Origin of the sequence: Dethiosulfatarculus sandiegensis, from assembly GCF_000931935.2 — a bacterium.
Lineage (GTDB): Bacteria > Desulfobacterota > Desulfarculia > Desulfarculales > Desulfarculaceae > Dethiosulfatarculus > Dethiosulfatarculus sandiegensis.
The window spans coordinates 122,819-136,345 of sequence record NZ_AZAC01000001.1 but is presented as its reverse complement, the minus strand read 5'-3'; the positions used below and the strand labels follow the sequence as shown (position 1 = coordinate 136,345).

The 13,527-nt window shown below is 52.7% G+C and carries 14 protein-coding genes; 10 read left to right on the top strand and 4 right to left on the bottom strand.

Annotated elements, in window-relative coordinates; all coding sequences use genetic code 11:
• Positions 1 to 94: 94 nt before the first annotated feature.
• The 3 genes from X474_RS00630 to deoC are packed head-to-tail and all read right to left on the bottom strand — an operon-like array spanning position 95 to position 3,279.
• On the bottom strand, positions 95 to 1,051 hold the full coding sequence (locus tag X474_RS00630; RefSeq protein ID WP_052514694.1) for a DMT family transporter: 957 nt from the start codon (positions 1,049 to 1,051) through the stop codon (positions 95 to 97).
• Between the two features lie 18 nt (positions 1,052 to 1,069).
• Positions 1,070 to 2,395 (bottom strand): alkaline phosphatase family protein, encoded by a 1,326-nt coding sequence (locus X474_RS00625; protein WP_052514692.1) that lies wholly within the window; start codon positions 2,393 to 2,395, stop codon positions 1,070 to 1,072.
• The gene (gene deoC, locus X474_RS00620) at positions 2,392 to 3,279 is read right to left on the bottom strand and encodes a deoxyribose-phosphate aldolase (protein WP_082464061.1); all 888 of its coding nucleotides are present in this window, start codon (positions 3,277 to 3,279) and stop codon (positions 2,392 to 2,394) included. Before deoC ends, X474_RS00625 begins: the two co-directional genes overlap by 4 nt.
• Before the next feature lie 531 nt (positions 3,280 to 3,810).
• On the opposite strand from deoC, the gene ndk reads away from it, so the two are divergent.
• From ndk to X474_RS00570, 10 genes are all read left to right on the top strand, one after another.
• Positions 3,811 to 4,278 carry a nucleoside-diphosphate kinase gene (ndk, locus tag X474_RS00615; RefSeq protein ID WP_197281918.1) on the top strand — a complete coding sequence of 156 codons (468 nt, stop codon included), beginning with the start codon at positions 3,811 to 3,813 and terminating at the stop codon, positions 4,276 to 4,278.
• Positions 4,279 to 4,375: 97 nt separating this feature from the next.
• Positions 4,376 to 5,407, top strand: coding sequence for a thiamine-phosphate kinase (thiL, locus tag X474_RS00610; protein WP_052514690.1), 1,032 nt, complete (start codon positions 4,376 to 4,378; stop codon positions 5,405 to 5,407).
• Entirely contained in the window at positions 5,408 to 6,562 is a 1,155-nt protein-coding gene (locus X474_RS00605) for a lytic transglycosylase domain-containing protein (RefSeq protein ID WP_052514687.1), read from the top strand.
• Positions 6,563 to 6,722: 160 nt separating this feature from the next.
• A complete protein-coding gene (gene ahbB, locus X474_RS00600; RefSeq protein ID WP_044346112.1) occupies positions 6,723 to 7,199 on the top strand; it encodes a siroheme decarboxylase subunit beta in 477 nt (158 codons plus the stop codon).
• A gap of 65 nt (positions 7,200 to 7,264) precedes the next feature.
• The gene (hemL, locus tag X474_RS00595; RefSeq protein ID WP_044346111.1) at positions 7,265 to 8,554 is read left to right on the top strand and encodes a glutamate-1-semialdehyde 2,1-aminomutase; all 1,290 of its coding nucleotides are present in this window, start codon (positions 7,265 to 7,267) and stop codon (positions 8,552 to 8,554) included.
• Positions 8,555 to 8,838: 284 nt separating this feature from the next.
• Positions 8,839 to 9,138: an AtpZ/AtpI family protein gene (locus X474_RS00590; RefSeq protein WP_197281905.1), complete on the top strand. Its 300-nt coding sequence runs from the start codon at positions 8,839 to 8,841 to the stop codon at positions 9,136 to 9,138.
• A gap of 10 nt (positions 9,139 to 9,148) precedes the next feature.
• Positions 9,149 to 9,559, top strand: coding sequence for an ATP synthase subunit I (locus tag X474_RS00585; RefSeq protein WP_052514685.1), 411 nt, complete (start codon positions 9,149 to 9,151; stop codon positions 9,557 to 9,559).
• A 3-nt stretch (positions 9,560 to 9,562) separates the two neighbouring features.
• The gene (atpB, locus tag X474_RS00580) at positions 9,563 to 10,252 is read left to right on the top strand and encodes a F0F1 ATP synthase subunit A (RefSeq protein WP_044346110.1); all 690 of its coding nucleotides are present in this window, start codon (positions 9,563 to 9,565) and stop codon (positions 10,250 to 10,252) included.
• Positions 10,253 to 10,335: 83 nt separating this feature from the next.
• Complete coding sequence (gene atpE / locus X474_RS00575) at positions 10,336 to 10,701, top strand: ATP synthase F0 subunit C (protein ID WP_044346109.1); 366 nt, start codon at positions 10,336 to 10,338, stop codon at positions 10,699 to 10,701.
• Positions 10,702 to 10,790: 89 nt separating this feature from the next.
• Positions 10,791 to 11,420 (top strand): redox-sensing transcriptional repressor Rex, encoded by a 630-nt coding sequence (locus X474_RS00570; RefSeq protein WP_044346108.1) that lies wholly within the window; start codon positions 10,791 to 10,793, stop codon positions 11,418 to 11,420.
• Between the two features lie 128 nt (positions 11,421 to 11,548).
• Here X474_RS00570 and X474_RS00565 read toward each other — a convergent pair whose 3' ends face one another.
• A complete protein-coding gene (locus X474_RS00565) occupies positions 11,549 to 13,318 on the bottom strand; it encodes a potassium channel family protein (protein WP_197281904.1) in 1,770 nt (589 codons plus the stop codon).
• Between the last annotated feature and the right edge of the window lie 209 nt (positions 13,319 to 13,527).

Genomic DNA, 13,527 nt, shown 5'->3' with positions numbered 1-13,527 from the left:
TCGGCATCCCCGGGCCTGAAAGGCAAGAACCGGGGTCTTCCTTGATTTTATATTGCCCGGCCAAACCTGGGCCGGGCAGGTGGCAAGCTAAATTTTAACCTCTGCGCCCCTTGGCTGGCAAATCACCGGTATTTACAACAGAGGCGTCGACACCGGGTTTTACCCTTGGGCCTCGGTTGATAAGGGCCAGGCCGCCTGCCACCAGGCCCAGGGCCAGAATCGTCTGGTAGCCAATGGGCTCACCCATGAAAAGCCAGCCCGAAAGAAAAACTCCGCAGATGGGAGTCAAAAAAGAAAAGGCGTGTAAAAGGCTCACCGGATGGCGATGAACCAGCTCAAACCAAGCCAGGTAACTCAAAAAGGCTATCACCACTCCCTGGAACAAAAGGGAGCCGACCCCCACCCAGGTCAGGTCCGTTACCATGGGGTCTTCCCATAAAAGGCTCATGCCGAGTAAAAAGGGGATTGAAAAGAAAACCTGGTAAAACAGGGTGCGCAAGGGCTCTACCTTGCCGACTAAAAAGCGTTTCAGATACACCGTGGTGGCGGCCCAGGAGGCCGCGGCGGCCAGGGCCAAAAAATCACCGGGCAATACAGCCAGGGCGAAACCGGAAAGATCACCCAGAAAAAGCACCACCACCCCCACAAAAGCCAGCATCAGCCCCAATACCTTGATCAGGTCCAGACGGTCGTCCTTAAGGAAAAAATGCGCGCCCAGGGCCACGAAAAAGGGAGCGGTGTAGGTGAGGATATAGGCCCGGGAGGCCATGATCTGCTCCAGGGCCTTGTAAACCAGACCAAACTCCAGGCCAAACAAAAAACCCACCATTATGCCGTGTCCCACTATGACAAGGCTTGGAAACAGGGATATGCCCTTGAGCTTGAGCCAGATCCACAGGCAAAAAGAGGCCAGCACAGACCTCATTCCGGCCATGAAAAGAGGGGACATTTCCCTGCCCCCCACCTTTATCACCGCGTTTGAGGAGCCCCACAAAAGGGCCAGCCCCAAAAGCGCGAGAACCACACCCAGACCAAGACGGCCCTTTTTCATATTCTCCCCCGACAGGTTTTAAGTTTCAAAAGTCCCGGAATCCGCCATGCCCAGGGCCTGTTTCATCAAACCATGCAACCCGGCCACCTCAGTCGGCGGTCGGCCGCTGATATCACGTCCCAGAACCAGGGCCAAAGCATCATGGGGGCGGTGGGTGCCTGTTATGTGACTCAGCCCGAAAACCTCTGGTTTATCCAGTCCGGCCCGCAGGGAATACCCCCTGGCCCCCACTGCCGCCAGATCAGGTCCCATATGGGCGTATGGCCCTGAAAACAACTCCCTGCCCCAATGCACCGCCTCCACCACCGGCTCCTGTCTGCCAAAGGAGCCGTGACAAAGCTCCTTAAGCCCCTTTGCGATCTCAGCCAAAAGAGAATCCGCATAGGCCCCCGGAACCAGCTTTCCATTGGGAAACCGGGAAGCCGTGTGCAGGTAAATCCGGCCCGGGTCCAGGGCCAGGGCCAGGGTTTCAGGCAGGATAACCTCATTACCCGGCTCACCGGCTATCTTGAGGTATCCCTTTTCCCGCAACCAGGCGTTTAAATAAACCTCTGACTTTACCGGCCCAAAGCCGTGATCCGCTAAGATCATCAAACTGAGTTCGCCTGACTCTACCCTCCCCCTGACCCTTTGCCAAACCCGGCCCAGAAAAGCATCCACCAGGGCATAAAGGCCCAGGGCATTTTCAGAAAGGGGATGCGCTTGGTCAAACAGGGCGGGCCACATAAAATGGTTGACCCGGTCGGTGTCTGTGACCACTCCCACAAAAAGATCCCATTCCCTGGCCATCATCTCTTCAAAGACAGCCAGGCGCACGGAAAGGGCTTTCTCCAGGTCCCGAGCCAGTTCAACCGGATTTTCAGAGGCCATATCCAGGTCAGCCTCCGGGCGATAGTCTTTTTGCACCAAAGACGGCAAAAGCAAAAGCGGACGCACCCCGCGCCTTAGATCCGGGGTCACAAAACCGCTTACCATAACACCTTTAACCTCTTCGGCCGGATAGGTCAGGGGCACGTTCAAGACCACGGAACTTTGGTTCCTTATGTGCATATCCTGCCAAATTCTCGGGGCCCTGACCATGGAGGAATCAACGGGTTTCAGATCATAGGTGCCTGGTTTGTGCTCGGCAAAGCCGAATATACCGTGAACGCCGGGACCGGTCCCGCTGAACATACTGGTCCAGCAGACCGGAGAGACCTCGGGCAAGGGAGAAGCACAGCCAAAGGTCTTGCCTTGCGCCATCAGCCCGCGCAGATTCGGCATCACGCCTTTATCGGCCAAGTGACGGGCCAGGTCCAGCCCCACCCCGTCCAGGCCGATCACCATGAGTTTACCCGGACTCAACTCCCCGTAACCTCCAGCCAGATTTCATGCCCCTTGCTGGTGCCCAGGCGGTCGGCCCCGGCCTCTGCCAGGTCCAGGGCCTGATCAAGGGTGCGGATGCCGCCGGCAGCCTTGATGCCCATTTGATCCCCGACCGCTTCTTTTAGAAGCTTCACCTGTTCAACCGAGGTTGAGCCGTAAAAACCGGTTCCGGTCTTGAGATAATCCACGCCGGTATTGATAAAGGCCTCTGCCGCCCGGCGGGAAAGGTCCAGCCCCAATTCCCTGATTTCCAGGATGACCTTGACCACCAGATCCGGGACAGCCTCGGCTGTATCCAGAATCTCTTCCACAGCCTGATCCAGCTCTCCGTGCAGAGCAAGCCCACGGTTCAGAACCACATCAACCTCCGTGGCCCCTTCCCGCATGGCCCTGAGCGCCCCGGCCTTTTTGCCCATGGCCGTCTCCCCGCCCAGGGGGAAATCCACCACCGTGCCCACGCCCACGTCCGAATCCCTTAACCTGGAATCCGCGTATTTAACCATCCAGGGCAACACGCAGACCGAAGCGCAGCTCATACCGAGCGCCTGCTCCAAAAACTCGTCCAGGCGCTTCATACCGGCGGCGGGATCAAGCAGGGTGTGGTCTATCATTCTTACCAGACGCCCGGCGCTGCCGTTTAAGGGAAGCTGATCCATAAGCCCCTTATCCAGCTCCTTGGCCTGTTCATAAGACCTTTCATCCACATAAAGAACCCCGTATCCCTTGGCCAGTCCGGATGTGCCGCCAAACACATCCATCTCCAGGCCCTTCATCTGGTAGGGGATATTTTCGCTTGCCAGGGCCTGTTCCCAGATATCGGCCTGAAAACGATCCACCATAATCCTTAACTTGACCATTGCCATGCTGTAATCTCCCCCGGAAGTTAACTGTTAAACGACATAATGAGGTTATACGGCCCAAGGCGCCTACCCGGGCGCCTGGCATACTGTGGCGATTCAAGGGGGCAGAGGCAGCCACCCCAGGCTCCACAGGAGGATCAGGGCAACCAAAACCAAAAACCACCTATACAGTTTCATAGTTTTTTCACCTTGTCTTTAAATGATTCGGCAAGGATATAGAAATCAGTCTATCTTGCCGCCCATGACCGGGCAAGCAGTCTCCTTGACAAGCCCCTTGTCCTCATGGAGTAATTAACCCAACAGTTTTGAAAGGGGAATACCGACCGTTTTTGCCCGCCTGCCGACTGTATTGTCGACTCCCTGTGGCGGTAACGGAGATTTTACAAGGCAAACCACTTGTGATTACCCAATTATTTTGTCAAAATTCACGCCTGGGCCTCCGGGCCGAAGCGGACCGGGCCCCTTTGATCAAAGTCAAACACCGGACGTGCAAGGTTCGGTAAATCTTATTATTTAAATGTATTGAAAGGAAATATCGTGGAACGCACCCTTATACTTATCAAACCCGATGCCATCAGCCGCGGCCTGGCCGGCACGGTTCTGAAACGTTTTGAGCAAAAAGGCCTTAAGATCGCGGGCATCAAGATGATCGCCCTTACCGACGCCCTGTTGAAAGAGCACTACAGCCATTTGGTGGATAAGCCCTTCTTCCCCACCATCACCGAGTTCATGAGCCGCACCCCGGTCATCGCCATGTGCCTTGAGGGCCTGGAGGCCGTGGATGTGTGCAGAAAGCTCTGCGGTGTGACCAACAGCAGGAATGCCGATCCCGGCACCATCAGGGGCGACTTTGGCATGAGCATGCAGGCCAACCTGGTCCATGCCAGCGATTCTGTGGAAAACGGCAAGGCCGAAGTGGCCCGTTTCTTCAGCGCAGAAGAACTTTTTGAATATGATCCGGCGCTGCTGAACTACCTGTATGCCTCTGACGAGCGCAAATAAGCCTGTGCCGGACAGCGGGCCGGCCCGCTGTCCGGCCTGCCTGACGGTCTTTTAAGCCCCGGCCTTTTTCATCCACTCCCGAAAGGAGTTCACCCCTTTGGCGCTCTCCAATTCCAACACCTCGGAAACCTTGACCGAAGAACAGATTATCGCCATGGTGGGAGCCGCCTCGGCCAAACAGGCCCCGGGCCTTTCCATGGGCATAGGAGACGACGCCGCGGTGCTGGAGCCCGGTTTGGGCAAGGCCTGTGTCACCACAGACCTTTTAGTGGAAAAGGTCCATTTTGACCTTGCCTACATAACACCCCATGACCTGGGGCTAAGGGCCATGGCGGCAAACTTAAGCGATCTGGGTGCAATGGGGGCCAAACCCGCCTTTGCCTTTCTCTCTCTCGGCCTGCCGAAAAGCCCCGCCAGGAAATTTGTGCAGGAACTCTTACAGGGTTTGAACCGTCTGGGGCAAGACCACGGCCTTATCCTGGCCGGAGGGGATACGGTGCGCTCTCCCATGGTCACCCTGAACATCTGTCTCATAGGCTATTGTAAGGGCTATGAACCGATTCTGCGCGCAACCGCCCAAAAGGGCGACGCAATATGCGTCAGCGGCAATCTGGGCGCCTCCAGGGCCGGACTCTTCTGGCTGCAAAATGGAGGCTCGCCCCATGACTCCACGGCCCAAAAGGCCATAGCCGCCCACTTGCGCCCCTTGCCAAGGGTGAATCTGGGCCTGACTCTGGCCCAAAACGGCCTGGTCAACTCCATGATGGATATATCAGACGGCCTGGCCACAGACCTGGCCCGTCTGTGCAGGGCCTCCGGAGTTGGCGCCTCGGTCTGGTCAGACCACATACCCATGGCGCAGATCACCAGAGGGCTGGCCGCCCAGGCGGCTCAAGATCCCCTGGACTGGGCCCTTACCGGTGGGGAGGATTTTGAGCTGCTCTTCACCTGCCCACCTGGTAATCTAGTTGAAATAAAAGAAAAAGCCCAAAAGGCGGAGCCCGGGCTTGCCATAACCCAAGTGGGGGAGATAACGCAGGAGAACGGGGTTTTCCTGGAACTGCCTCAAGGGGAGACAAGGGAAATCAGTCTCACAGGTTTTGACCATTTCAAACAGGAGCCGGCCTAGATGAACCGCACACAACACTATTTACTGGCATGGACAGCCTTTTTTCTGACCCTGCTCCTAGGCGCCGGCCCACCCTTTACCGGGAATATCCTTTGGCCCGAGGCATGGGCCGCCTCCTCCGCCGTAAAAAGCGAAGCATCCAAATCCTCTGTCTCCGCACCGGTGCCGCCCCAACGCTATCTTCCCGCCCCCCCCAAAAAAATGACTCTCTGCGGTCACAAAGTCCCCTTGGAACTACCCTTTGTGGCAGAACAAATGGACCGTGAATTCAATATCTCGGTCCATGACCAGGCTCAGGTGGTGATGTGGATGAAAAGGGCTTCGCGTTATTTCCCCTATATAAGCAGGAGACTTTTGGCCAAGGGCATGCCCGATGACCTTAAGTATCTGGCTGTGGCTGAAAGCGCCTTGATAAGAAAAGCCAGAAGCCCGGCCGGAGCTTTGGGGCTCTGGCAGTTCATAGCAGGCACAGGCAAGCGTTACGGACTTACCAAGAACCGCTGGTTCGACTATCGCCTGGACCCGGAGAGAGCCACCACCGCGGCTCTGGCCTACCTTAAAGACCTACACGATGAATTTCACTCCTGGCCTCTGGCCATGGCGGCCTACAACTGCGGAGAAGCCAGGGTGAGAAGAGAAATAAAGGAACAGGGTGTAAAGGATTATTTTCACCTTTACCTGCCCGATGAAACCATGCGCTATGTCTACCGCATACTGGCGGTTAAGGCAGTGCTCACAGACCCTTCCCGTTACGGCTACACCCTGGGGGAAAACCGCCTGTATAAACCGATCCCGTCGGACAAGGTGGTGTTGAGGCTTAAACGCACCCTGCACCTGCGCACCCTGGCCCTGGCCACGGGCTCCACGGTGCGGGCACTGAAAAGCCTTAACCCGGCGATGAGGCGCTATCTGCTGCCGCCGGGCACTCACACCATCCGGGTGCCCAAGGGAAAAGGAGCCGGACTCAAGGCCCGGATCCCCCGTTTAAAGGGGGAGAAAAGGCCTTCCAGAGGAACCTGGGTGGTGAAGTCTGGCGAGACCCTCTCGTCCATTGCCCGTCAGAACGGGGTGAGATTGCAATCCCTGAAAAGGGCCAACCAAATTAGGGGATCTTTGGTGCATCCCGGCCAGAAGCTTGTGATTCCCAGGCATTGAACCCCAGACAATCTCAAGGTTTTTTTCACAAGCGCAGCAAAGAGTCTCTTAAAACCATTGCCGGGCCGCAGAAGCGGAATTTTACTGGCTCGGCCCCTAGGGATAGCTTGACAGGATCAGAGTTCCACCCCTAGAATTCAGGATCGAAAAGGAGGCGTACGTGATCGCCGAAATAGATAAAAAAATAATCGCCCGCCTGCAGGGTGATCTTGAACTGACCCCCAGGCCTTTTGCCGCCATGGCCAAGAAGCTGGGGCTGAGCGAAGCCCAGGTGGTCGAGCGCATCAGGGATCTCTCGGATAAGGGAATCATGCGCCGCTTTGGTGCAACCCTGCGCCACCAGCAATCCGGTTTCAGCGCCAATGTAATGGTTGCCTGGCAGATAAAACCCGATAAAACAGAAGAAACGGGAGAAAAGCTGGCTGCCTACCGCTTTGTGAGTCATTGCTATGAAAGGGAGACCCCAAATCCGGAGGATTTCCCCTATAATCTCTACACCATGGTCCACGGCCGCAGTAAGGAAGAGTGCCTGGAGCTGGTTAAGGAGATGGCAAAGGCCGTCTGTGCAGAAGACTACGCCCTTTTATTCTCCAAAAAAGAACTTAAAAAGACATCAATGAGTTATTTTGAAAGCTGAGTACACCTTAGCCGACCTGACCAGAAGGCTACGGGCGCATAACAAATTCTAGCAGGAGACGACTCATGACCAACATCCGCTCCCAAGAGCTTTGGACGCGGGCCCAAAAAGTTATTCCGGGCGGGGTGAACAGCCCTGTCAGGGCCATGGCCTCGGTGGGGCTCACACCTCCTTTTATCAAAAGCGCCCAGGGTTGCCGGGTCATGGATGTGGATGGCAACAAGTATATTGATTGCGTGGGTTCCTGGGGCCCCTTGATCTTAGGGCACGCTCACCCCGAAGTGGTGGAGGCGGTGACCAAAGCGGCTGAAAAAGGCACCAGCTTTGGAGCTTCCACCCAGGCGGAAGTGGAGTTTGCCGAAAAACTGTGCGCATCGGTTCCCAGTCTGGAACAGGTCCGCCTGGTAAGCTCGGGCACCGAGGCCACCATGAGCGCAATCAGGCTGGCCAGGGGAGCCACCGGCAGAAATAAAATCATCAAGTTCGAGGGCTGCTATCACGGCCATTCGGACGGGTTATTGGTCGCCGCAGGATCCGGGCTGATCACCCTCGGCATACCTTCATCTCCGGGCGTTCCGGAGGAGATGACCAGTCTGACCCTCAACCTGCCCTATAATGATCTGGATGCCATAACCCAGGCCTTTGAGCAGCACTCCCGGGAAATCGCGGCCGTGATCGTCGAACCGGTTGCGGGGAACATGGGTGTGGTCCCGCCGGCTCCCGGCTTCCTGGAGGGGCTGCGCGCCCTGTGCGACAAATACGGGACCATCCTGATATTTGACGAGGTGATCACCGGTTTCCGTCTGGCCTTGGGCGGTGCGCAGGAACACTTCGGAATCACTCCGGACCTGACCTGCTTGGGCAAAATTATAGGCGGCGGCCTGCCTGTGGCGGCCTATGGCGGCAAAAAAGACATCATGAGCCAAATTGCCCCCTGCGGACCCGTGTATCAGGCCGGCACCCTTTCGGGAAATCCCCTGGCCACTGCCGCCGGACTGGCTGTCCTTGAACTTCTGCAGGGTTACGGGGTCTATGACCAGCTGGAAGAGAAAGCCGCCCGGCTGTTTAGCGGCATGCTGGAGCTTTTTGAAGAAAAAGGCCTGGATCACACCGGCAACCGGGTGGGCTCCATGTTCACCGTCTTTTTCCAAAAAGGCCCGGTAACAGACTACGCATCGGCCGCCAAAAGCGATACAGAGCTGTTTGCCCGGTATTATCGCGCCCTTTTGGCCAAAGGAGTCTACATGGCTCCCAGCCCCTTTGAGGCCACATTTGTCTCCCTGGCTCACCAGGAAGACGATATTGACCAGATTCTGGGAGTCTGCAACCAGGCCCTGGAAGAGATCACGTCCTGATCGTCATTTCAACCCCGGAGCGTTGGCTCCGGGGAAAAAACTTCATTTGGCGGATAAATGCATTTTTGACTTGTCACCTACGCCGGTTATCTATAAATAAGACTGAGCTTGCGCCTTTGTGAGAGATCCTGGTTCAAAAAATCTTGACTCCCTTAGTGCGTCATGTTAGCTATGTCCAGAACCCATGTGATTGAAGGCACAACCAGGGATTGACCGGAAATGCCCCACTCGGCTAAGGGGATTATTTCAGGACCTCAAGGGTGTGATGGATACTAGGTTCGCCGGTGCATTTCACCAGAGATTTGGGTGGCCGTTTCCCACGGCTTTATCTCAATTTTTACGAGGCAACCCAGTTGGGCCGTTTTATAAATGACCAGACAAGGGAAAACCTTAAACTCCTGGCCAGGGTCAGCTCCATGGGGCTGGCCATGGTGCTGGCAATAGTTTTGGGCCTTGGCGTAGGGTATTGGATTGACAAAAAATTCGGCACTGCACCCTGGGGTTTTTTCATTGGCTTGGGGGTGGGCATCATAGCCGGATTCCGGAACTTGTATATAATCGCCAAAAGGGCGAAATTTTTGTGAGGCAAATCGGTTGGCAGGCAACTCCACACGACTGGCCCCTCGGGAGGCGGGCATTGTCCGCGACCTTTGGATCACAAACCTGACGGTATTTTCCGTGGTCTCCCTGGGAGCCTTTTTCGTAGCACCCCTGCTAAGCGCCATCAGCGTGGTGGTGGGGGGAGTGGTTGCGGTCATTAACTTCCGTCTGCTGGAAAAAACCCTGTGCAAGGCCTTTTTGCCTCGCGACACTAAAGGCGCCATGGGCGTTGTCCTGTTCAAGTATTATCTGAGGTTCATAGCGACCGCGCTCAGCCTCTGGATTCTGGTCAGCCAGGAACTGGTGGAGCCGCTGGGTCTTCTGGTGGGGCTCTCGGTGGTGGTTGTGTCGGTCATTATCTTCGGTGCCGTTAAGGCGCGCAGGCTTTATAAGGAGGCCTATTAAAGCATGGAACACCCGTTTCTAATCTTACCGTGGCTTCTGGATTTCGTGGGATTGGGTGAATTCGCGCATCATTATCCCCAGATCACATATTCCGCCTTTGTCGCGTTGCTTTTGTGCGTGACAGCCAAACTCGCGGTTGGCACCGTTAAAATGATCCCCTCAGGCGGACAAAACTTCATGGAAGCCGTTATCGGCGGGTATGAGGATTTCGCCATCGATGTCATGGGAGAGGAAGGCAGGCCCTATATTCCTCTGGTGGCCACCCTTTTCCTTTATATCCTGATCATGAACTGGTCCGGATTGGTGCCCGGGCTCTACGCTCCCACTTCCAATGTGAATACGCCCCTTTCCATGGCTATTGTGGTCTTCATTGTGACCCAGGCCATCGGCGTCAAGGAGCATGGCTTTAAATACATCAAGCATTTCACCGGTCCCATGTGGGCCATTGCGCCGATCATGTTACCGATCGAGATCATCGGTCACTTCGCCAGGGTGCTCAGTCTGACCTTCCGTTTGTTCGGAAACATCCTTGGCGAAGACCTGGTGGTTGCGATTCTGTTCATGCTGGCCGGTATGTTCTTTGCGCCTTTACCGATGATGTTCCTGGGAATCTTCACCAGCTTTGTACAGGCCTTTATCTTCAGCCTGCTGACCATGCTCTATATCGCCGGAGCCATTGAAGAGGCTCACTGATCGAAAATTAATTTCAAGTTGCTTAAGGCACACTAAATACTTGGAAGAAGGCACTAAGAGAAACGTTTTAGGAGGAATTAGCAATGAAAAAATTCTCGTTGACCGCAGCTCTGACCGGCCTGTTCGTACTGGGGCTGAGCGCTGTGGCCATGGCCGCTGATCCCGGCGCCATGACCGAAGCCGCCAAGCTGTTCGCCGCCACCGTTACCGCCGCCGGTTTCGGTCTGGGCATCGCAGCTTCCTTCACCGGCATCGCCCAGGGCATCGCGGTCAAGGGTGCGGTGGAAGGCACCGCCAGAAACCCCGAGGCCTCTGGTAAAATCACCGTGACCATGCTGATCGGTCTGGCCATGATCGAGTCTCTTTGTATTTACTCGCTGGTCGTCAGCCTGATCCTGCTTTACGCCTATCCCATGGCAGAGCCTGTAGCCAAGTTCCTGGGTATGTAGTTACGTTGGAATGGCCGGGTCACCCGTAGGGGGACCCGGCCTTCTCATGGTCGTGCATGTGCTTGAGCGCACAAAAGCCGAGGCCGAATATGAAGTTCCTTAAGATACCAGCAGCCACCATCAGCCGTCTTTCCATCTATTCCCGCGCCCTGGAAGAACTGGCTCAGAGCTCGGAGACAGTGGTCTCCAGTAAAAAACTCGCAGAAATCTGCGGAGTAAACCCAGCTCAGATACGTAAGGATCTGGCTTATTTCGGACAATTCGGGGTCCGCGGGGTGGGATATTTCGTCAAGGAACTTTTGTTTGATATTAAAAAGATCCTTGGGCTTAACCGCCAATGGAAGCTGGCCCTGGTCGGCACAGGCAACCTGGGTTGCGCCTTGGTGGCCCATGAAAACTTCACCCAGCAGGGCTACATATTCACCTGCGCCTTTGATGTAGACCCCATCAAAGTCGGCCACAAGCTGGCCACCGGGCTTATGATACATCATGTGGACGAACTGGAAGAGATTTGCCGCCAAACCGGCGCCGAGATAGGGGTTATCTGCACACCTCCTGATCGGGCTCAGGATATTGCCAATCGTTTCCAACAGGTTCCCATTGCGGGAATCCTGAATTTCGCTCCCACTCAACTACAGGTTCCGCCTACTTGCAAGGTGGAAAATGTGGACTTTACGGTTAAATTAGACAATCTGGCTTACCATATAACCAGCGCCTGATTTAATCCGGGGGTGCTATAAAAAAATGTATGAGGTTGATGCATAGCCGTTCGTCGGCTATGCATCAACCTCATATAGCTATTCAAATCTATAAATCCATAGATTTGGGGACCCAAATCTGAGGGTACTTATTCGTGCTGCTTGACAGTAACCGACTCTTCTCCTTCTTGTGATATGGAAACAGTCTCATCAGGGGAGCGTCGATGCTGCTGTCTTCCCGCAACCCTCCTATATCTAGCCAACCTATCTATTTTATCTAATAACCGATTAATGCGCTTATCAGTCTCATCTTTGATCTCCTTAAATTCAGGAGATGGAGCTTGTTTAGTAAGGCTCAAAAGCACATTGAAAAAAATCACGATATAAATCAATTCGTAAATATTCAGAAAAACCGTTATAAATTTGGACCAGGGTGAAACCGGAGCCATATCACCATAACCAGTTGTAGTTATGGTATACATTGAGAAATAAAAGTAATCTAAAAATTTTATCTGTTCCGTTAGTAAAGGAAAGCCCTGCTTATTAAGTGAATCATCTATTGCATTCTTAGTTAGCATTCTTCCAGGCACTATTTTTATTTCAGCCTTTCGATAATGCTGGCCTTCTTTTTTTTGCTTTCCAAGATCATGATAGTCATTGCCTGCTCCATATGTAACATCCCTAACTATCGGATCAAAATCAATAAAGTGCTTATCATTCTTTTTCCGGTTATTTAAACAATAATTAGCTACCAGGGTTCTTATCCTCATTACACAGGCCTTGGCTCTTGTCTCAGATAAATGCTGATTATTCGAATAATTGGCATCATTAGTCGATATAGGCTTATCGTCTGTCCTTCCCTCGACATATAGACTGACCTGATATCCTTTACTATAGTGGTAATGGATTTTCCTAACTATTTTTGCCAAAGCCAAAGCATTTAATTTCACAACTTTATCATCTTTGAAATAATCTTCAGGTTTTAATACCATTTCCTGATATGGAGCATATAAAATTTTTTGATATTTTTCTTTAGAATATATGACCTCGCTTTTCTTCTCCTGAAAAAAAATGGAGTAGGATTCATCAAAATTTAAAGCCCTTTCTTCCGCATTTCCCTTCGAATCTACTTGGTTGGATTCATCTTTCCCACCTATTCTCTTAGCACCTGTCTGTCCATTATTTTCATTTTCAAGCTTGACCCCCAGTCTAGAATCCATTTTTTGGATATAATTTTCCGGAACATTTTTAACTATGGCAAGGCAGTAATTATCTTTACAACTAAATCTGGTTTTATGATCATGCACCATCAAGGCTATACCCATAAGGTTGGCAGTGCCTATAAAGGATCCAAGTCCAAAAAACAACAGCCCAAACTTAGCCATTCTTCCCGTACTAATTTTTGTATCAAAGAAAAAACCAACGGTAGTCAATATTGAGCCCACTGAAATCACACCGATAATAAATGCACTATATCCCAGAAAATTTAATTTGGCACACAAAGGCTTTATTGGAATATACACAAGCACTATGACTATCAATATATAAGCCACCCAAGGAAGATCCACTCCCAAAAATCGCAATATTAATGAGTAACCATCTATATCTTTGTCCCTCTTATCACCTTTTGTTTGAATAGAGCACCTGCCCAGGAAAAACAAATTACCGATAAATCGTAAAAAAAGCGGGGTTACAAATAAAATGGCTACCCAAGAAGAGCTGTCATCTGTTTTCGGCTTTTCCTTTGTTGAATCTTTTATTTTTTCATAATTACCATTCCAATTCAGCTCGGTCACATATCCATCCGTTGCCAAGCTATCAAGCGAATTACAAATAAAAATACTCAATAGTATAATGAAGACGATCTGAACTACTTTTAAGATTATTACCCAGGGAAACGCGTATTTCTTTGTAGTCACCCCAAACATCTTCACCTCAAAATATAAAAGCCCGACCGGCATCTTAGAAGATGTCGACCGGGCTTCTTGACCCATAAAAACTATATCAACTATGCGGGGCAGGGGTAAAAATTAATACAAGCCCTGGTTTATTGTCAAGTCCAAGATTGGAGCGTAGCAGATGTTAATAAAAGCTCTGCACTAAAGGCACAGATGTCCCTGATCCCTGT